The organism is Zetaproteobacteria bacterium, assembly GCA_003696765.1.
Taxonomy (GTDB): Bacteria; Pseudomonadota; Zetaproteobacteria; order Mariprofundales; family J009; genus RFFX01.
The window spans coordinates 1-19,098 of sequence record RFFX01000010.1 but is presented as its reverse complement, the minus strand read 5'-3'; the positions used below and the strand labels follow the sequence as shown (position 1 = coordinate 19,098).

The window sequence follows — 19,098 nt, the reverse complement described above, 5'->3', positions numbered from 1 at the left end:
TTGCGATCGGGTCAGCGCGGCGCTGCCCCGGTCGCGATGGCGTTGCGCTCGGCCTGCGACGGCTGCAGGTAGCGGGGGAAGCGGCGGCGTGGGAGGCGGGTGTGCCAGGCCAGCCGTTGACACAGCTTGGCCAGCGCGGCGGGGCGGCGGCCCGGATCGGGTTGGAGCCAGGGCGCGGCGACGCCTTCCGGGCGCGCCATCGTGCTGACCACCGGCCGATCGTCGTCAAGCAGTTCGGCCAGCCGGTCAGAGCGGACCAGCCGCGCCGCCCCGTCGAGTTCGCCCGCGCGGCAGCAGGCCAGGTAGCAGCAGCCGGCGCCCGCGTCCAGCACCACCCGGCAGTCGCTCAGGCCGCACTGCATCGCCGCCAAGAGCGGCGAGTCGATCGCCGCCACCGGCTTGTCGAGGCGAGCGTTGAGGCCGTTGATCAGCGCGGCGGCCACGCGCAGGCCGGTGAAGGAGCCCGGCCCGATCCCGAGGGCGAAGCCGTCGAGGTCGGCCCAGTCGAGGCCGGCGCGTTGCAGCAGCTCCTCCCACTGCGGCAGCAGCCGCCGGGAATGGGGATGCCCCTCGTCGGCGGCGACGACGTAGCAGGCACCGCGGTGGCGCAGGCAGGAGACCGCCGGCGTCCATGCGGCGTCGACCGCCAGGATGGTGGGGCCGTCGGCGTCAGTGTCGGAAATGGCGGATCCCGGTGAAGAGCATGGCGATGCCGTGTTCGTCGGCGGCGGCGATCACCTCTTCGTCGCGGATCGATCCCCCCGGCTGGATCACTGCGGTGGCGCCGGCCTCGGCCAGCGCGTCGATTCCATCGCGGAAGGGGAAGAAGGCGTCGGAGGCCACCGCCGAGCCTCGGGCGGCTTCTCCCCCTTGCCGGGCGGCGATGCGGGTGGATTGGACCCGGTTCATCTGGCCCGCGCCGATCCCCAGCGTCACCTCCTCCTTGGCGAAGACGATGGCGTTGGACTTCACATGTTTGGCCACCGTCCAGGCGAACAGCATGTCGGCCCACTCCGTCTCGGTCGGCGCCCGTTGGGTCACCACCTTGCAGCCCGACCGCTCCAGCCGGTGGGTGTCGCGCTCTTGCACCAGCAGGCCGCCGTGGACCCGCTTGAACTCCAGCCCACCGCCCACCGGCTCGGCCGAGGGGGCCGACAGCAGGCGCAGCCGCTTCTTGTCGGCCAGCACGGCGCGGGCGCCGTCGGTGAAGCCCGGCGCGATCACCACCTCCATGAAGGTCTCCGCGATCAGCCTCGCCGTGGCCTCGGTGAGCTGTCGATTGAAGGCGGCGATGCCGCCGAAGGCGGAGACCGGGTCGGCGGCGCGGGCGCGGGCGTAGGCCCCCGCCTGATCGGCGCCGAGCGCCACGCCGCAGGGGTTGGCGTGTTTGACGATCACCACCGCCGGCCGGTCGAAGTCGCGTGCCAGCGCGAAGGCGGCGTCGGCGTCGGCGATGTTGTTGTAGGAGAGCGACTTGCCCTGCAACAATGCGCAGTCGGCGATGCCGACGCCCGCCGCATCGTCCTCTGGGTCGGCATAGAAGGCGCCGGCCTGATGCGGGTTCTCGCCGTAGCGCAGCGCATGGGCGGTTCTGAGGAACTGGCGGGTGAGGATGTCGGGGAAATCGCGCGTTGCGCCGTCGCCATCGAGTGCCGAGAGGTGGTTGGCGATGGCGCCGTCGTAGCTGGCGGTGTGGGCGAAGGCCTTGACGGCGAGTGCGCGGCGCCGGGCCTCGTCCAGGGCGCCGCGGTCCATCGCCTGCAGTACCTCCTCATAGTCGTCGGGATCGACCACCACGGTGACGAAGCGGTGGTTCTTGGCTGCGGCGCGGACCATGCAGGGGCCGCCGATGTCGATGTTTTCGATCGCCTCCTCCAACGAGCATCCGGGGCGGGCGACGGTGCGGCGGAAGGGGTAGAGGTTGACGCAGACCAGTGCGATGTCGGCGATGCCGTGCTCGGCCATGGCGGCGGTGTCGTCGTCGCGGTCGCGCCGGGCGAGGATGCCGCCGTGCACCTTGGGGTGGAGGGTTTTGATCCGCCCCTCCATCATCTCGGGGAAGCCGGTGTAGTCGGCCACCTCGCGCACCGCGATACCGGCCTCGCGCAGCAGCCGCGCGGTGCCGCCGGTGGAGAGCAGCGCATAGCCGCGCGCGATCAAGCCGCGGGCGAAGGATTCGATGCCGCGCTTGTCGGAGACGCTGAGCAGCGCGTAGCGGGTGGAGGGGGGGGTCATGGTCGGGTCACGTTCCTGTCGATGGGATTGGGTGGGCGCTCCGATCCACGGAGGAGCCCGCCCCGAGTCGGCAATGAGGCGGCGGGAACGGTAGCCGCCGCCGGTGTGAATGCAAGCGCATTTTGTGAATCCGAAGTTTTTCAACGAGTTGCCTCCATCCCGCCCTTGAGGCGCAGGATCAGCCGGTCGCCGGCATGGATCAGCCGGCTGCGCGACAGGTCGAGCCCGCCGCGTCCGCCCTCTGCCCGCCACGCCTCGATCTGTCGGATGTGGCGCCGGCCCAGGCAGACCCCGGCGCCGCAGACGGCCTGCGCCAGCCGTTGCAGCACGGCGGCGCGGATCGGGCGCGCGGCAGCGCGCCATTGCCGCCACGAGACCGATGCGCCGTCGGGCTCCCGCCGCAGGGGAATCGCCTCCGCCTGTCGCTCGATGGCCCGCTGCAGCCGCGCCGCCTGCCGCTGCCAGCGCAGGAAGAGCGCGGTCGCATACCCCGGTTCTGTCGCCCGGTCGATGGCCGGGAAAAGGCGGTGGCGGATGCGGTTGCGCCGCAGGGTGAGGTCGTGGTTGGAGGGGTCCTCCAGCCAGTCGATGGCGCGCGCGCGCAATGCCCGGCGCAGCTCGGCGGCGGGTTGCGCAAGCAGCGGGCGCAGCAGGATCAGCCCGTCGCGCCGGCGGACCGGGCGCATCGCCGTGCAGCCGCGCACACCTGCGCCCTGCAGCAGCCGCAGGCAGACCGTCTCCGCCTGATCGTCGCGCTGGTGGGCCAGCGCCAGCCGGTCGATGCCGGATTGCGCGGCCATCCCGGCGAAGGCGGCATAGCGCGCCTGACGCGCCGCCGCCTCCCGGTTGGTCGGGGGGAGGGAGCAGAGCCGCACCGTGCGCAGCGGGATGCCCCAGCGCCGGCAGCGACGGGCCAGCCACGCCGCCTGGGCGGCGGAGTCGGCGTGCCAGCCATGGTCGACGTGCCACGCCTCGATGCGGGGATGCCGTTCGGCCAGCGCCAGCAGCAGGGCGGTGGAGTCGGCGCCGCCGGAGAGGGCGACGGCGATCGGCAGGTGGGGATCGAGTGTTGCGCCGGCCTGCTCCAGCCAGCGGCGGGCCTGGGGCAGGCGGGGTGCATGGTGTGCTGCCATGGCGTGAATGGTGCCGGCAAGGAGGCGATCGCCAAACCGGCGTGACCGGATAGCGTTGCGCCCCATGACGGTCCGTCTGCTCTCCTGCTCCGCCATGCTGCTGCTCGGCTGGATGCTCCGCCCGACTGTGATGATGGCCGCACCGTCGGTGGTCGCCACCCTGCCGCCGCTGGCCGGGATGGTCCGGCTGCTCGATCCGGAGTTGGCCCCGGACTGTCTGCTGGGGGCGAGCGCCGATCCCCATCTGATGCGCATCACCCCCAGACAGGCGGCGGCGTTGCGCCGTGCCCGGCTGCTGTTGCGCAGCAGCGGAGATGACGGCGGCTGGCGGGGCCTGGCGCCGCGCGCCGGCACGGTGCTCGATCTCTGGCCCGATCGTCACCACGCCTGGCTGGTGCCGGCGTGGGTCCGCCGGCGGCTGCCGGCGCTGGCCGATGCGCTGGTGCGGCGCGGGTTGCTGCCCGCAGCGGAGCGCGATGCGCGCCTGGCCCGGGCCTCCGCCCGGCTGGATGCGCTGGAGGCGGGGTGGCGTCGGTTGCTGGCTCCCTGGCGCGAACGCGGCGTGATCATGCAGCATCCGGCGTGGCGGGCGCTGATGCGCCACTTCGGCGTGGCGGTGCGGGCGGTGCTCGAGCCCTCCCACCACGGGGAGGGTGCCGGACCCCGTCGGCTCGAGCGGGCGTTGCGGCTGCTGCGTGGCTCCGATCCGCCGCTGCTGCTGGTCGAGGAGAGCCACGGCAACCGCATGATCGACTGGCTGCGGGCGCGGGTGCAAGATGCCCGGGTGGTGCGGCTCAACGCGCTCGGCCGTTGCGGCCTGCCGCTCGATCGCCTGATGGCCGACAACCAGAGCCGTTGGCCGCGCTAGCCGGCGGCGATTCGGCCACCCCCGTGCTGGAGGTGGTCGATCTCGGCTTCGGCCCGGCGGCGGCGCCGGTGCTGGAGGCGATCTCCTTTGCGCTGCCCGCAGGCCATTTCATGGGGATCGTCGGACCCAACGGCGCCGGCAAGAGCACGCTGATGCGGCTGTTGATCGGCGCGCTCACCCCCGCCTGCGGCGCCATCCGCTTCTTCGGCCTGCCGATGGATGCCGCCCACCGCCGGCGCATTCTGCGCCGGGTCGCCTTCGTCCATCAGTTGCAGGAGCACCGGCCGACGCTGCCGATCACCGTCGAGGAGGTGGTGGCCATGGGCCATCCCGACCACAGCCGACCCTGGTGGCGCCGTGCGTCGGCCGGCGGGGCGATCGCCGCAGCATTGGCCCGTGTCGGGCTGGAGGGGTTTGCGCGGCGCGACTACCGCTTCCTCTCCGGTGGTCAGCGCCAGCGGGTGCGGCTGGCGCGGGCGCTGCTGCGCGACCCGCGGGTGCTGCTGCTCGACGAGCCCTCCGCCGCGCTCGACACCCCGGCGCAGGAGCAGCTCTACCGCCTGCTGCGTTCTCTTTGCGACGAAGCGGGCAAGACGGTGGTGATGGTCGAACACGACATCGCGGCGATCAGCAGCTTCGTCGATTCGGTCGCCTGCCTCAACCGGCGCATCCACCACCACGCCATGCGCGGCGAGCAGGTGCCGCCGACGGTATGGCAGGAGATGTACGGCGAACACATGCATGTGGTGGCCCACGACCATCGCTGCATCGGCTGCCATGAGGCGGGCGAGGGGGCGGCAGGGGTCGGCGGGTGATCGGCGACTTCTTCTCCAGCGAGGTGATGATGGCGGCGCTGTGGCCGGCGCTCTTGATCGCGCTGGTCGCCTCCACCGTCTCGGTGATGGTGCTGGCCCACCGCCTCTCCTTCCTCACCGTCGGGGTGGCCCATGCCTCGCTGGCCGGGTTGGGGCTGGCTGCGGTCGGCGGGTTGCCGCTGCTGCCGGTCGCCTCGGTGGTCGCTGTCGCGGTGGCGCTGCTGCTGCCGTTGATGCCGACCGACCGCGGCCTCCACCACGACGCCGCCTCGGGCATGCTCTTCGCCGGCAGCATGGCCCTCGGCGTGCTGCTGCTGGCCACCGCCGATCGTCAGCAGGTCGACCTCTTCTCCCTGCTCTTCGGCAACATCTTGACGGTGGAGGGAGGGGATCTGCTCTGGATGGAGTGGCTTGCGCCGATCGTGCTGTTTCTGGTCTGGTGGATGGGACGGGCGTGGTGGAGCATCGCCTTCGATGTCGAGACGGCGACGGCCAACGGCCTGCCGGTGCGCCGCTGTCGCCTGCTGCTCTATGCGGTGGTCGGGGTGACGGTGATCCTCTGCGTCAAGCTGGCCGGGGTGGTGATGACCACCGGTCTTCTGGTGCTGCCTGCGGCGATCGCCTGGTTCTGGGGGCGCACGCTGCTCGGGCTCTGGCTGGTCAGCCTCGGCGCCGGCTGCACTGCCGTGGTCGGTGGGCTGCTGCTCTCCTACGCGCGCGACTGGCCGGCCGGCGCCTCGATCATCATGCTGCTCTGCCTGCTCTTCTGCCTGAGCTGGCTCTTCACCGCCCTGCGGCGCGGGTGGGGTAGGGCAGGCTGATGTAGAGCCGGCCCGCCGACGCGCCGAAGGGGAGGAAGCGGGCGGCGGCCTTGCCCTGCCGGTCGCGGTAGTCGATGCGCAGCATCGCCACCGGGGCGGGCACCTGCGCCATCCCGCGTTTGCGCAGTGCGGCGAAGAGTTCCGGCCGGTAGGCGGTGACGGTCAGCCGGGTGATGGTCATCGCCGCCAGCGAGCGCAGCAGCCGGTCGGCGGCGGGCAGCCCGGCCAGCTCCGGCAGGAAGAGGGCCTGTTTGTCGTGCTCCAGCAGCCGCCGGGCCAGTTGCATCTGGTCGATGCCGTCGTAGCGGATCTCCACCCCCTGCCAGCGCAGCCGGCCCCCGGCGGTCAGCGGAACCCCTTCGGGCGCGATCGGCCCGCCGAGCAGCACCCACCACGAGCGCGGCGCAGGCCGTCCGGCCGGATGCGGGCGGTTGCGCTGCCCTGCCCGTTCCGCCGGATGGCTCGGGGCGGCGGCGTGGCGCGGTGGCATCTGGTGCGCTGTCCGTCGCGCCGCCTTCGCCGGGGCCTCCGCCGCCCCCCGCCGGCTCGGCGGGCAGTGGGTGTAGAGGTTGGTGTAGACGAGATGGCCGTCGATCCGGCAGCGCAGCACCTGCGCCATGGCGGTTGCCGGTGCAAGGACGATCAGTGTGGCGACCAGCAGGGTGGTCGGCGCCGCGTTGCGCGCGCGGGTTGCGAAGTCGACGATGGTCATGGGCGCGCCTCCGGCCGGGTCAGCAGGCAGGCCTCGGTCGCGCCGCGCCGGCAGGCGCGGGCCATCACCGCCGCCGCCTCCGCCTTGCGCCCGCTGCGGTAGAGGCGCCACCCCTCGGCCTGCAGCAGCCACGGGTCGTCGGGATGGCGGCGCAGCAGCGGGGCGAGCAGTTGGCTCGCCCGCTGCAGCTCCCCCCGGCGCAGGGCCCGAAAGAGGGCCGCCTTCTGTGCTTTCTCCGTCGGCATCGGCGGACGTTTCGCCGCTGGCGGGCGGGCGTAGTGGTGGATGCGCGGCGCGTGGCGGTTGAGCGGTGGGTGGGGTGCCGGGGGGGTCACCCTGGTGGTCACCATGCCGCCGGCCTGCGGGCCGACGATGAGGAAGGCGAGGACCGGGGCGGCGGAGAGCAGCACGACCCAGCCCCAGGCGATGATCTGCTGGCTGCGGGGGGAGGCCGGGGGCACCTGTTGCGTCGCATCGCCGCCCCCCTCCGCCCCGGCGCGCTGCTCGGCGTGGAAGAGCACCAGCAGCGCGGCCATCCAGACCATCGCCTGCAGGTGGATCAGGACGATCAGCAGGATGGCCATGCCCATGGTGCCGGCGACCATCATCATGAGGCCCATCGGGTTGGGCGTGCCCCCGGCGAGGGTGGCCGGCAGCGCGGCGCGCCCCGCCCCGCCGATCAGGATGAAGAGCAGCAGGTCGAGCAGGATGGTGAGGAGCACCAGCAGCAGTCCGCTGCCGATGATCGACCAGCAGAAGCCGGCCGAGCGCCGCCAACTGCTCCGCAGCACCGAGAGGGGGGAGCAATCCTCCACGACGGCGGCCACCGGCACCGTCGCCAGCCGCAGCAGCACCCAGACGAGCGGCAGCAATCCCAGCAGCACCACCGGATGGAGCATGGCGGCGAGCGCGCCCAGCAGAGCGAGGAGGCCACCGACCATCAGGGTGAGCAGCAGTGCGCTGTTGGCGGCCACCGGCCAGCGGCGCCAGCCGATGCGCAGCGCCTCGCCCACGGCCACCTGACCCGGCCCGCGGAGGGCCAGCCAGAGGCCGGCGAATAGTGCCGCGCCGAGCACCATCTGCGTCAGCAGGGTGAGCAGCGTGCCGATCGCCGGGGCGGCCAGCGCGAGCAGGGAGCCCTCCAGCAGCAGATGGCCGGCGGAGAGCCCCGTCAGCGCCACCGCGCCGCCCATGACAGCGGCGGCGAGCAGCGCCAGTACCAGTTGCAACAGCATGGTGCGCCAGAGCAGGCGCACCCCCATCACCACTCTGGCCGGAATGGTCCGTTTCCACGAGATCATCGCGCCCTCCCGTCCCTGACACGATCGGGGGCGCCGGATCCGGTGGTGCGAGGGGGGGGAGTCGAACCCCCACACCTTGCGGTACTGGAACCTAAATCCAGCGCGTCTGCCGATTCCGCCACCCTCGCGCACGGCCGCCCCGATCGTGCGCAATCCTCGGTGGAATGGTGGAACAAGTCCATGGACGGGCGTGTGCGATCACGTTCACCGGCGCTAGATCGTTGCCTCCGGCGGCGGCCGAGCGGTAGGGTGGGGTGCGTCGTGTTTCGGTTCCCGCCGGTCAAGGCGTCCATGGCCGCGGTACCGGCCTCGCAAGTACCCGGCATGGAGGGATGTTTGCCGTCTGATGCCATCTCCACCGTGATCGTCGCGCGGAATCCGCGCTGCGCTTCGCCGTCGCATTCCTTGTGCGGAGCGGCCCTCTTGCTGGCGGCGTGCGTCGTGGCTGCGCCCGGGCTGCCCGCCAGCCCGGCCGTCGCTCGGGAGCGGGCGGGACTCGCCGCAGAGCGCCAGCTCTTCCGCCAGGCGCGGGCGGCGCTGGCCCGCCACGATCTGGCGCGGGTGGTCGCCCTGCGCAAGCGGCTCGACGGCTACCCCTTGGCCGGCTATCTCGACATCCGGCTTGCGGCGGAGCGGATGCGGCGGGGGAGCGACGACACCGTTCCCCTGGTGCTCGCCCGCTACCCCGATCTGCCCGATGCGCGCGATCTGCGCGACGCCTGGATCCGCGATCTCGCCCGGCGGGGGCAGTGGCCGGCCGTGGCCAGGCAGTTGCGGCTGCTGCCCGCGGCGGGGGTGCGCCACCCCGGGATTGCGATCCTGGCGCGCTTCTACACCGGCGATGTCGCAGGGGCTGTGGCCGCCTACGAGGCCCTGTGGCGTCGCGGCGGCGGCGACGAAGATCGGCTGCGCCCCGTCGCCCGGGCCTGGCGTCGTGCCGGCGGCCCCACGGCGGAGGCGCGTTGGGAGCGGGCCTGCGCGTTGATGGAGCGTGGTCGCTGGTCCCGGGTGCGGCCGCTGCTCGACGGGATGTCGGCGACCGATCGCCAGCTGATGCGCCGCTGGCGTTCCGGCCGCCGCCATCCTGCGGCCATCCTCGCCCGCTGGCCGCTGCCCGCGCGTGTGGACCGCCACGAGGCGCGGGTGCTCGCCCGGTTGTTGCGGCTCCTCTCACGCAGGGATCCCCCCTTTGGAGGTCGGCGTCGCGGCGGGGACGGAGCGGGCGGAGGTGTGGTCGCCGCTTGGCGCGCCGCCGATCGGCTGCGGCGGGCCTTCGATCCGGTTGCATGGGGGCGGTTGCGCCGGCGGTTGGCGCTGCGCGCGGCGCGGCGCCAGCTCCCCCAGGCGGTGGAGTGGCTCGCCTCCCTTCCGGAGCAGGTGCAGAGCGACGGGACGCGCGCCTGGCGGGCGCGCCTGCTGCTGGCCGACGGCGACTGGCCCGGTGTGCTGCGGGCGATCGCCGCGATGCCGCCCGAGCAGCGTCATCGGCCGGAGTGGGCCTACTGGCAGGCGCGGGCGTTGGAGCAGTTGGGCTACGGCCGCGAAGCGCGGGCGCTCTTCGGGGTGCTGGCCGGGGGGCGGGGCTACTTCAGCTTCCTCAGCGCCGAGCGCCTGGGGCTGCCCTACCGACTCTCCAGCAGCTCCGCCGAGCCCGATGCGGCGCTGCGCCGGGCGCTGTTGCGTCTTCCCGGGATCCGGCGTGCGCGGGAGTGGCTCCGGCTCGGTCTGCCGGCGAAGGCGCGGCGCGAGTGGTTCCGGGCGCTGCAGAGGGTGGATGTATCGCCGGAGGGGGTGGTCGCGGCCGCGGAGAGGCGGGGGCGTGACCGGAGTGGGGGGGAGCGGATGTCGGCGCGGAGGAAGTGGTACGCCGCCGCACGACTGGCCCGCGACTGGGGCTGGTTCGATCGGGCGATCCTGGCGGCGCAGCGCGCCGGCGCGGTGGAGGATCTACCGCTCCGGTTTCCGCTCGCCTGGAGCCGCCATGTGCGTCGGGCCGCGGCCCGGACCGGCCTCGATCCTGCGCTCATCTGGAGCGTGATCCGTCAGGAGTCGGCCTTCAACGCCCAGGCGGTGTCGGCGGCGGGGGCGCGGGGGCTGATGCAGTTGCGTCCCTCCACGGCGGCGATGGTCTGGCGTCGGATGGCGGGGCGTCGAGGCCGGCCGGATCTGTTCGACCCGCGGACCAACATCATGATCGGCAGCCGTTATCTGGCGGCGATGGTGCGCCGTTTCGACGGCAACCTGGCGCTGGCGGTGGCCGCCTTCAACGCCGGACCGGCGCGGGTCGCCCGCTGGCTGCGGCGGCGCCCTTGGGAGAGGGGGGATCTCTGGGTGGCCGCCATCCCCTTTCGAGAGACCCGTCGCTATGTGCAGCAGGTGTTGACCTATGCCGCGGTCTACGACTGGCGTCTGGGGGGCGGGCGGCGCTCCTTTTCGATCTCCCGCCTGTTGGGGGGCGGGTTCCGGCTGGCGCTGGCCGGGGAATGAGTCGGGCGGAGGCCCTACCCGGATCGGGGCGCCTCCCAGGCCCGCCTTGGCTTGCATTGGCGCGCCCCCATCCTACCATTCGCGCCCCCGTCGTCGAAGGGCTTGCTTCGCTTCGGCCCGGCCTGATCGCCGGTGCCGGCCGCGGCGGGAGGCGTGCGAAGCCGTCGTGATCGGTGGTTGTGCTTCGTCGGAAAGTGAGCCTCGGCTCGCTTTTTTTGTTGGTGGGTGACGGCTCGGCGGTGTGTCGCCTTCGCGAGGTCGGCGCCCCGGTCATGGAGGGCTCTGTGCGTTGCGATCACGGTTTGGCGCAAGCGGTGGATTGCGAGCGGTTGGAGGAACGGATCGCGCAGCTGGTGCGGCCGGTGGCGGCCGAGGTCGGTGTCGAGTTGCTGGCGGTCCAGCTTCACGGCGGCCGCCGTTCGGGGCGGGTCCGGATCGTGGTCGACCGTGCCGGCGGGGTGACGACCGACGAGCTGGAGCGGATCAGCCGGGCGCTGTCGCTGCTGCTCGATGTGGAGGATCCGTTCGACGGACCCTACCGGCTGGAGGTGACGTCGCCCGGGCTGGATTGGCCGTTGACCACGCCTGCCGACTTCTCCCGCTACGCCGGGGCGTGGCTGGCGGTGGTGACCCGGGACGGGCGGCGGATCGAGGGGCGCAACCTCGGGCTGCGCGAGGGGGCGCTCCATCTGGCCGTGGTCGAGGCGGGCGGTCGGGGTGCGGACGAGCGGGAAGTGGTCGTCGCGCTCGAGGATGCGGTCCGCGTGGTGCGGGCGGTGGAGCGGCGGCCACGCCGCGGCCGCCGCAGGAGCGGGGCGGTGGAATAAGGAAGGGCGCTATCCGCGGCCAGGAGGGCCGCGTGGATCGGTTGCCGACGCATGCGGCGGGCCGATGTGCGGGGAGCGGTTCGGGCAAGGGGTCCATGGAGGGGAGCCCTTGCGGTCTGATACAGTAGGATGGGTGTAGAGATGTTGCATGTCGCCGATGCGGTGGCGCGGGAGAAGATGGTCGACCGGGAGCTGGTCTTCGAGGCGATGGAGCAGGCCCTGCGCACCTCCGCGCGCAAGAGCTACGGCAACAAGGAGGTCGAGGCGGTCATCGACCGCAGCAACGGGGAGATCTTCCTCTTCCACGTGCGGACGGTGGTGGAGTCGGTGGAGGATCCGGAAAACGAGCTCACCCCCGACGAGGCGGCCGCCGAGTTGGGGGGCGATGCCGAGGTCGAGGTCGGCATGCAGCTGCGCACCCCGCTGCCTCCGATCACCATGGGGCGGGTGGCGGCCCAGGCGGCCAAACAGGTGATCAACCAGAAGCTGCGCGAGGCCGAGCGGATGCGGGTGGTCGAGGAGTATGCCCCCCGTGTCGGCGAGCTGATCACCGGCATCGTCAAGCGGGTGGAGCGCGGCAACGTCTATGTCGATCTGGGCCACGGCGAGGGGGTGATGTACCGCGAGGATCAGCTCCCGCGCGAATCGTGGCGCCAGGGTGACCGTATCCGCGCCTACCTGCGCGAGGTGCGCGACCAGTCCAAAGGGCCGCTGATCTTCCTCTCGCGCGCCGACGCCGGCATGGTGCTCAAGCTGTTCGAGCAGGAGGTGCCGGAGATCCAGGAGGGGATCGTCACCATCGAGGCGATCGCCCGCGACCCCGGATCGCGCAGCAAGCTGGCCGTCTCCAGCAGCGATCCGGCGATCGATCCGGTAGGCGCCTGTGTCGGCATGCGGGGCGCCCGGGTGCAGGCGGTGGTCAACGAGCTCCATGGCGAGCGGATGGATATCATCGAGTGCACCGACGACATCGTCGCCTTCGTCATCAACGCCTTGGCGCCGGCCGAGGTGGAGCGGGTGCTGGTGGACGAGGAACGCAACACCATCGAGGTGGCGGTGACCGAGGAGAACCTGGCGCTGGCCATCGGCCGGCGCGGGCAGAACGTCCGCCTCGCCTCCGAGTTGACCGGTTGGGAGATCGAGCTGATGACCACCGGTGACCAGGCGCGCAAGCGGGCGGAGGAGACCGAGGCATTGCTCTCCACCTTCGTCAACGGGTTGGATATCGAGGTCGACTTCGCCATGATGCTGGTGGAGGAGGGCTTCGCCGGGCTGGATGAGATCGCCTTCTGCGCCGACGAGGAGTTGACCGCCATCGAGGGAATCGACACGGAGATGGCGCAGGAGCTCAAGCGGCGCGCCCGTGAGGCGCTGCTCGATCAGGCCGCCGCCGCCGCTGAGGAGGCGGGGGAGCGGCCGTTGACCGGATTTCCGCCGTTGCGTGAGGAGATCGCCGCTCAGCTTGTGGTCCTCGGCATCACCTCGCTCGATCGGCTGGCCGATGCCGGCCTCGACGATCTGGAGGTGATCGAGGGGCTGCCGGTCGAGGAGGCGGAGAAGCTGATCATCGGCGCCCGGGAGGCGTGCGGCTGGTTCGATGAGGAGGGGGGCTGAGCGGCGGGAGGGGCCTTCGTCGGGGTGCCGCGCGCGTCGTGGGGCGGGCGAGGGCGGGCCGCAGCGAAGCTGCCTTGTCTGTCGCCGCCGCATGGAGAAGCAGCGGCTGCTCAGGCTTGTGTGCGACGACGAGGGGGTGTGGTGGCCCGACTTGCACCAGCGGGCGCAGCGGCGCGGCCACTATCTCTGTCTCCAGCCGGAGTGTCTTGCGCGGCTGAGTGCACGGGTGGCGCGCCGCTGCTTCCCCGGCGAGGATCGCACGCGGCTGCTCGACCGGATCCGGAGTGTGCTGCAGCGCTACGCCCTCGCATCGATGCAGCGGCTGCGGGGTCGGGCGCTACCGGGGCGTGATGCGGTGATGGAGGCGCTGCACGGCCCGGCGCCGCTGCTGTTGTTGCTGGCGTGTGACGCTTCCGAGGGGCTGGCGCGCCGGGTCGAAGCTGCGCTGCGGAGCCAGCGGGAGCGTCAGCCGGGCAGTCGGCTGGTGCGGGCGTCGTCGGTGCGGGAGCTGGGTGCACTCTTCGGCCGTGAGCGGCTTGCTGTGGTCGGTTGGCGCCGGGACGGGCTGGTCGATCGCTTGGAGCGTGTGCTGCGTTGGCAGGAGACACTGGAGGAGGGAGCGGCCATTCATGGCCGCGATGCCGGTCTCGCAAGAAACCGGCATCGATAACGGCGACGGCATGTCGCGATTGGATTGGGGATTATGGCCGATATTCGGGTGATTGAGTTGGCGAAAGCGCTGAAGGTGGATGTGGCGGAGATCCTGCGGGCGGCCCGACAGTGCCGCATCGCGGTCTCCGGCCCCGCCGGCCTGCTGGGCAGCGAAGATCGGCGCAAGATCGAGCAGGTGGTGGCCGCCGGACGGAAGGAGGGCGGTGGGCGCGCCGCCGGCAAGAGGGGCACCCTCACCCTCAAGCGGCCGGTGACGGTCGCCGCCGGCCGGGGCGGGGAGCGGGGCGAGCACACCGTCACCGTGGAGGTGCGCCGTCGGCGACGGGGCCGGCCGGTGTTGCAGGCACCGGCCAAGGCCCAGGAAGCGGGAGGGGCGGCAGCCCCCTCCACTTCGTCGCAGTCGCAACCGGCCGGCGGTGAGGCGGCGCAGCGGAAGGCCCCCGCCGCCCGGCCTGCATCCTCCACCGGGGAGTCCCTATCGCCGGTGGAGGCCGCCCGCAGCCGGCTGCGGGCGCAGGCCGAGCAGGAGGCGCGCGAGCGGCAGCGGAAGAGCGCCCAGGCGCGGGAGCTGCGCCGTCGGCGTGAAGAGGCGCGGCGGGCGGCGGCCCCGGACGGGGATGGTGCCGCCGGTCGCGCGGGGCGACAGGGGAGCGCGGCCGGCGGCCGCGGTCCGCGCACCACGATCCGCAAGGGGGGGTTGAGTCCGGCGCAGATCGCCGCGGCCAAGGCGCCGCGCTCGTCGTTGCGGGAGATCGAGGCGCGGATCGGCGAGGAGCGGGCGGCGCAGCGCAGGCAGCGGCAGGCGGAGGGGCGACCCGCCATCCGGCGCGCCCCTTCGGTGGCGGTGGCCGGCGAGATCGCCCCCGCCCCCGGCGGCGGCGGGCGCAAGAAGGGAGGGCGCGGTCCGCAGCCGCTCGGTCGCCGTCGGCTCTCGCCGGCGGAGAAGGCCGCCCGGCGCGACTACGCCGCCAAGCGTCACCAACTGCTCACCGAGGAGCAGGAAGAGCGGATGGCCCGCCTTGCCCGGGGCGGCCCACGCCGCGGCAAGCGGATCACCAAGGATGACGACGCCTTCGTCGTGCGCGATGTCGAGATCTACGATCCGATGCTGGTCTCGGACCTGGCGGCGAAGATGGCGGTCAAGGTGGGGGAGGTGGTCAAGATCCTCTTCAGCATGGGGGTGAGTGTCACCGCCAACGAGGCGATCGACGCCGAGACCGCCCAGCTGGTGGTGGAGGAGGTCGGCCACCGCCCGAGGGTGATCAACGAGGCGGCGGTCGAGCAGTCGCTCTCCATCGAGGAGGAGGAGGTCGACGAGCGCGATCTCGAGCCCCGTCCGCCGGTGGTGGTGGTGATGGGCCACGTCGACCACGGCAAGACCTCGATCCTCGACGCGCTGCGCAAGGCCAACGTCGCCGAGGGGGAGGCCGGCGGCATCACCCAGCACATCGGCGCCTACATGGTCAAGCTGGAGAGCGGCGACCGGGTGGTCTTCGTCGATACACCGGGCCATGAGGCCTTCACCACGCTGCGGGCGCGCGGCGCCGAGCTGACCGATGTCGCGGTGCTGGTCGTCGCCGCCGACGACGGTGTCAAGCCGCAGACGGTGGAGGCGCTCGACCACGCCCGCGCCGCCGGGGTTCCGGTCATCGTGGCGGTCAACAAGATCGACAAGGAGGGGGCCGACGTCGAGCGGGTCAAGCGGCAGCTCTCCGAACACGGCGTGGTGCCGGAGGATTGGGGCGGCGACACCATCTTCGTTCCGGTCTCCGCCCGTACCGGCGAAGGGCTGGACGAGCTGCTGGAGATGCTGGCGCTCCAGACCGAGTTGCTGGAGCTCAAGGCCAGTCCCAAGGCGCGTGCGCGCGGCTTCGTCATCGAGTCCCGCCTCGATAAGGGACGGGGGCCGGTGGCCACGGTGCTGGTGCAGAACGGAACCTTCAAGAAGGGCGATATCGTGGTGGTCGGCTGTGTCATGGGGCGCATCCGGGCGATCATCGACGAGAACTCGGTGCAGCATCGCACCGCCGGGCCGTCGGTCCCCTTCGAGTTGCTCGGCCTGGAGGCGGTGCCCGAGGCGGGCAGCGAGATCATCGCGGTGGAGAGCGAGAAGAAGGCGCGCGAGCTGGTGCGGTACCGCGAGGAGCAGCAGCGGAAGCTGCACGCCCCGCTGACCAGGAAGGGGGCGGCCGAGGGGGTGCGCGACATGAATGCGCTCTTCGCCGCCGCCAGGGGCGAGACGGCGATCGAGGTGCCGATCCTGATCAAGGGCGACGTCAGCGGATCGGTGGAGGCGCTGGCCGAGGCGTTGACCAAGCTGGGGACCGACGAGGTGAAGGTCAAGGTGATCCGCAAGGCGATCGGCGGTATCAAGGAGTCGGACGTGATGCTCGCCTCCGCCGCCGGCGCCATCGTGATCGGTTTCAACGTGCGCCCCGACGTCAAGGCCAAGCGGATGGCGGAGGCGGAGGGGGTCGATATCCGCTTCTACACCGTGATCTACGACGCCATCGACGAGATGCGGCAGGCGATGGCCGGCAAGCTCGCCCCGGAGGAGGTGGAGCACACGATCGGAACCGCCGAGGTGCGTGCCGTCTTCAACGTGCCCAAGGTGGGGACGGTGGCCGGCTGCTATGTCGTCGACGGCGTGGTGCACCGCAAGGCCAGGGTGCGGGTGTTGCGCGAGGGGGTGGTGGTCTACACCGGCGCGCTGGCCTCGCTGCGCCGCTTCAAGGAGGATGTGCGCGAGGTGCGCGCCGGCTACGAATGCGGCATCGGCATCGAACGGTTCAACGACGTCAAGGTGGGCGATCAGCTCGAGTTCTTCGAGATCGAGGAGGTGGCGGCCACGCTTTGATGGGCGCGGCCTGCCGTTGTCGGCCTGGGGGGCCGGCAGGCTCCGCGGGTCGGAGATCCTGCCGGGCGTTGCCCGGGGACGCATGAACCCAAAGACTGGTCGGGAGCGGTTCCGCGCCGATCTGCAGCGCCACCTCGCCCTGCTGCTCGGGCGCGAGGTGCACGATCCGCGGCTGCAGGGGGTGAGCATCACCCGCATCGAGCTCGGCCGTGGCAACGAGGCGGTGCATGTCTGGGTCCACTCCATGCTGGCGGACGACGGGGGGGCGGTGACGGCTGGGCTGCAGCGGCTCGCCGGCTACTTCCGCCACGCCCTGGGCAGGAGTCTGCGCCGGCGGCGGATCCCCGAGCTGCGCTTCCATTGGGATCGCGCCTTCGAGGAGGGGGAGCGGATGATCGGCCTGCTCGATCGAATGGGGGGGGCGGATGATCACGGCTGAGGAGTGGCGCCCGCTGCTTGAGCGGCTGGAACGGGCGCGCGGGGTGTTGCTGACCACCCATCAGAATCCCGACGGCGACGGCATCGGTTCGATGCTGGCGCTGTGGCACCATCTCAGGCGGCGCGGCGCGCGGGTGGCGGCCCACTGCATCGATCCGGTGCCGCGCATCTACCGCTTTCTCGCCGGTAGCGAGGCGGTGGGGTGCGGGCCGTGGGACGATCCCGGCTTCGACACCATCATCAGCCTCGACTGCGGCGCCCGCGGTCGGCTGGCGCAGCCTGAGCGCTTTTTTGCCGGACGCACGCTGATCAACATCGACCACCATCGGAGCAACAAGCGTTTCGGTGATCTCAACTTCGTCGATTCCGACTACTGCGCCACCGGGGTGATGGTCCACGGGCTCATCGCCGCCGACGGCGGGGCGGTGACGCGCGAGATCGCCGAGGCGGTCTACGTGGCCCTGGTCACCGATACCGGCAGTTTCCGCTACCGCGGGGTGACCGCCGCGATCCATCGGCTGGCGGCGGAGCTGGTCGAGGCCGGGGTCGATCCCGCCCGGGTGGCCTCGGCGGTCTACGCCAGCAACAGCCGCGCGCGCATGCGGCTGCTCACCGAGGTGCTGGCCACCCTCCGCTACGAGCACGAGGGCCGTTCCGCCTGGCTGGTGGTGACGCGCGAGGCCTACCGGCGCACCGGCGCCGACGTCGAGGATACCGAGGGGTTGATCGACCTCGCCGCCTCGGTGGAGGGGGTGGAGGTGGCGGTGATGATCCGGCCGCACGGCAGTGGCGGCGATGACTGGAAGGTGAGCTTCCGTTCGCGCGGCCGGGTGCAGGTGGGAGAGCTGGCCGCCGCCATGGGCGGGGGCGGCCATCCCGATGCCGCCGGCTGTCTGTGTGTCGGCACGCTCGAGGAGGTCACCGCCCGGGTGCGCGCCCGTCTGACACCGCTGCTCGCCGGCTGAGCCGTTTCGCTGCCGTGGCCTGCTGCGGGGTCGTCTTCCTCGATAAACCGGTGGGGTGGAGTTCGCGCCGGGCGGTGGACGAGGTGGCGCGCTGCTTCCGCGACGGCGGGCCTCCGCCCAAGGCCGGTCATACCGGCACCCTCGATCCGCTGGCCGGCGGCATGTTGCCGGTGCTGCTCGGCGCGGCCACCCGCTTCGCCTCTCTCGGCCTCGAGGCGGACAAGCGCTACCGTCTCACCGTCGATCTCTCCTTCCAGACCACCACCCTGGACGCCGAGGGGGAGGTGATCCTGCGCAGCGACCGCTGGCGCAGCCTAGACGAGGCGGCGATCGCCGGCGCGATCGAGGCGCTGACCGGCACCATCGAGCAGATTCCGCCGCATTTCTCCGCCGTCCGTGTGGGCGGCCGGCGCAGTCATGCGCTGGCCCGCGCCGGCCGTGCGAAGGAGCTGCCTCCCCGGCGGGTCGTCATCCACGCGATCACCCTGCGCCGCCTCCGGCTGCCGGAGCTGGAACTCGAGGTTTGCTGCGGCAAGGGCGCCTACATGCGGGCGCTGGCCCGGGATCTGGGCGCGCGGCTCGGCTGCGGCGGCTGCGTGACGGCGCTGCGCCGCCTCTCCACCGGCGGTTGGCCGCCCGAGCTGATGGTGGGGATCGAACAGCTGCGCCGGGATCCCGCGGCGGCGCTCCATCCGGTGGAGTTCTGGCTGCGCCATCTCCCGGAGGTGCTCCTCGACGGGCGCAACGCCGCCCGTTTCGTCGAGGGTCAACGCATCGCCTTGGCCGGGCTGCCGGTCGGAGGGCTGGTTCGGGTCTGTTGCGGAGGGCGCTGTCTGGGTACGGCGCGCGTCGCCCCGGGCAGGAGGGCGGAGGGGTGGCCGGTGTTGCATCCCGACCGGGTGTTGCCCCGGGCCGTGACGGGGATCAGCCCCGGCGACGTCTGAGCAGGAGCAGGGTGGCGCCGCCGGCGCTGCCCGGGCGGGGGATGGCGGCCAGCAGCCGGACGCCCATCGGCCCCGCACAGAGCCAGTGGTAGAGCGCCTCGCGCAGCACTGGCCGCCCGTCGGAGTGGAGCCCGCGTCCGTGGATCACCTCGATCACCCGCATCCGGCACCGATCGGCTTCGGCCAGCTCCCGCTGCAGCAGATCGAGTGCCTGCGCCCGGCCCATGCCGTGCAGGTCGATGCTCCGCTCGGCCCGACTCGCCCCCAGCCGCCGCAGCCGTTCCCGCGAGATGCCCGGCCGCAGCAGAACCCATGCCGACGGTCGCAGGAGGGGACCATCCCTTTCTGCCGGGGTCGCCGCGGTTGGAGCAGGGGGGGGCGGCGCATCCCGCCCCCGCGCCGGGCGCGG

Annotated in this window: 17 protein-coding genes and 1 tRNA gene; 11 read left to right on the top strand and 7 right to left on the bottom strand. The window is 72.3% G+C overall.

All coding sequences use genetic code 11. The features are described from left to right. Nucleotides 1-11: 11 nt before the first annotated feature. The 3 genes from tsaB to tilS form a co-directional block, all read right to left on the bottom strand. Nucleotides 12-683, bottom strand: a complete 672-nt coding sequence (gene tsaB / locus D6682_01560) for a tRNA (adenosine(37)-N6)-threonylcarbamoyltransferase complex dimerization subunit type 1 TsaB (GenBank protein RMH52612.1) — start codon at nucleotides 681-683, stop codon at nucleotides 12-14. Then, complete coding sequence (purH, locus tag D6682_01555) at nucleotides 670-2,235, bottom strand: bifunctional phosphoribosylaminoimidazolecarboxamide formyltransferase/IMP cyclohydrolase PurH (GenBank protein ID RMH52611.1); 1,566 nt, start codon at nucleotides 2,233-2,235, stop codon at nucleotides 670-672. The genes tsaB and purH overlap by 14 nt, the downstream gene beginning before the upstream one ends. Nucleotides 2,236-2,375: 140 nt before the next feature. Continuing rightward, a complete protein-coding gene (gene tilS, locus D6682_01550) occupies nucleotides 2,376-3,368 on the bottom strand; it encodes a tRNA lysidine(34) synthetase TilS (protein ID RMH52610.1) in 993 nt (330 codons plus the stop codon). 7 nt (nucleotides 3,369-3,375) lie between these two features. Here tilS and D6682_01545 point away from each other — a divergent pair, with 7 nt between their 5' ends. Genes D6682_01545 through D6682_01535 form a run of 3 tightly spaced genes read left to right on the top strand, consistent with a single transcriptional unit; the run spans nucleotide 3,376 to nucleotide 5,872 of the window. Further along, nucleotides 3,376-4,236, top strand: coding sequence for a manganese-binding protein (locus tag D6682_01545; GenBank protein RMH52609.1), 861 nt, complete (start codon nucleotides 3,376-3,378; stop codon nucleotides 4,234-4,236). Next, nucleotides 4,224-5,051 carry a metal ABC transporter ATP-binding protein gene (locus D6682_01540; protein ID RMH52608.1) on the top strand — a complete coding sequence of 276 codons (828 nt, stop codon included), beginning with the start codon at nucleotides 4,224-4,226 and terminating at the stop codon, nucleotides 5,049-5,051. The genes D6682_01545 and D6682_01540 overlap by 13 nt, the downstream gene beginning before the upstream one ends. A 26-nt stretch (nucleotides 5,052-5,077) precedes the next feature. Further along, a complete protein-coding gene (locus D6682_01535; protein RMH52624.1) occupies nucleotides 5,078-5,872 on the top strand; it encodes a metal ABC transporter permease in 795 nt (264 codons plus the stop codon). Here D6682_01535 and D6682_01530 read toward each other — a convergent pair. From D6682_01530 to D6682_01520, 3 genes are all read right to left on the bottom strand, one after another. Next, a complete protein-coding gene (locus D6682_01530) occupies nucleotides 5,835-6,584 on the bottom strand; it encodes a hypothetical protein (GenBank protein ID RMH52607.1) in 750 nt (249 codons plus the stop codon). The genes D6682_01535 and D6682_01530 overlap by 38 nt on opposite strands. Continuing rightward, nucleotides 6,581-7,885, bottom strand: coding sequence for a hypothetical protein (locus tag D6682_01525; protein RMH52606.1), 1,305 nt, complete (start codon nucleotides 7,883-7,885; stop codon nucleotides 6,581-6,583). The genes D6682_01530 and D6682_01525 overlap by 4 nt, the downstream gene beginning before the upstream one ends. Before the next feature lie 43 nt (nucleotides 7,886-7,928). Next, nucleotides 7,929-8,013: transfer RNA gene (locus D6682_01520), tRNA-Leu, on the bottom strand. Nucleotides 8,014-8,044: 31 nt separating this feature from the next. On the opposite strand from D6682_01520, the gene D6682_01515 reads away from it, so the two are divergent. From D6682_01515 to truB, 8 genes are all read left to right on the top strand, one after another. After that, nucleotides 8,045-10,372: a lytic murein transglycosylase gene (locus D6682_01515; protein RMH52605.1), complete on the top strand. Its 2,328-nt coding sequence runs from the start codon at nucleotides 8,045-8,047 to the stop codon at nucleotides 10,370-10,372. Between the two features lie 194 nt (nucleotides 10,373-10,566). Beyond that, nucleotides 10,567-11,199, top strand: coding sequence for a ribosome maturation factor RimP (locus D6682_01510; GenBank protein ID RMH52604.1), 633 nt, complete (start codon nucleotides 10,567-10,569; stop codon nucleotides 11,197-11,199). Between the two features lie 129 nt (nucleotides 11,200-11,328). Continuing rightward, the gene (nusA, locus tag D6682_01505) at nucleotides 11,329-12,813 is read left to right on the top strand and encodes a transcription termination/antitermination protein NusA (GenBank protein ID RMH52603.1); all 1,485 of its coding nucleotides are present in this window, start codon (nucleotides 11,329-11,331) and stop codon (nucleotides 12,811-12,813) included. After that, a complete protein-coding gene (locus D6682_01500) occupies nucleotides 12,797-13,483 on the top strand; it encodes a DUF448 domain-containing protein (GenBank protein ID RMH52602.1) in 687 nt (228 codons plus the stop codon). Before nusA ends, D6682_01500 begins: the two co-directional genes overlap by 17 nt. A gap of 33 nt (nucleotides 13,484-13,516) precedes the next feature. Then, nucleotides 13,517-16,342 (top strand): translation initiation factor IF-2, encoded by a 2,826-nt coding sequence (locus D6682_01495; GenBank protein ID RMH52601.1) that lies wholly within the window; start codon nucleotides 13,517-13,519, stop codon nucleotides 16,340-16,342. Beyond that, on the top strand, nucleotides 16,224-16,781 hold the full coding sequence (gene rbfA, locus D6682_01490; protein RMH52600.1) for a 30S ribosome-binding factor RbfA: 558 nt from the start codon (nucleotides 16,224-16,226) through the stop codon (nucleotides 16,779-16,781). Before D6682_01495 ends, rbfA begins: the two co-directional genes overlap by 119 nt. Beyond that, nucleotides 16,768-17,745 carry a bifunctional oligoribonuclease/PAP phosphatase NrnA gene (locus D6682_01485; GenBank protein RMH52599.1) on the top strand — a complete coding sequence of 326 codons (978 nt, stop codon included), beginning with the start codon at nucleotides 16,768-16,770 and terminating at the stop codon, nucleotides 17,743-17,745. Before rbfA ends, D6682_01485 begins: the two co-directional genes overlap by 14 nt. After that, nucleotides 17,676-18,689 (top strand): tRNA pseudouridine(55) synthase TruB, encoded by a 1,014-nt coding sequence (gene truB / locus D6682_01480; GenBank protein RMH52598.1) that lies wholly within the window; start codon nucleotides 17,676-17,678, stop codon nucleotides 18,687-18,689. Before D6682_01485 ends, truB begins: the two co-directional genes overlap by 70 nt. On the opposite strand, the gene D6682_01475 is transcribed toward truB, so the two are convergent. After that, nucleotides 18,670-19,017, bottom strand: coding sequence for a hypothetical protein (locus tag D6682_01475; GenBank protein RMH52597.1), 348 nt, complete (start codon nucleotides 19,015-19,017; stop codon nucleotides 18,670-18,672). The two genes, truB and D6682_01475, sit on opposite strands and share 20 nt — an antisense overlap. Nucleotides 19,018-19,098 lie beyond the last annotated feature (81 nt).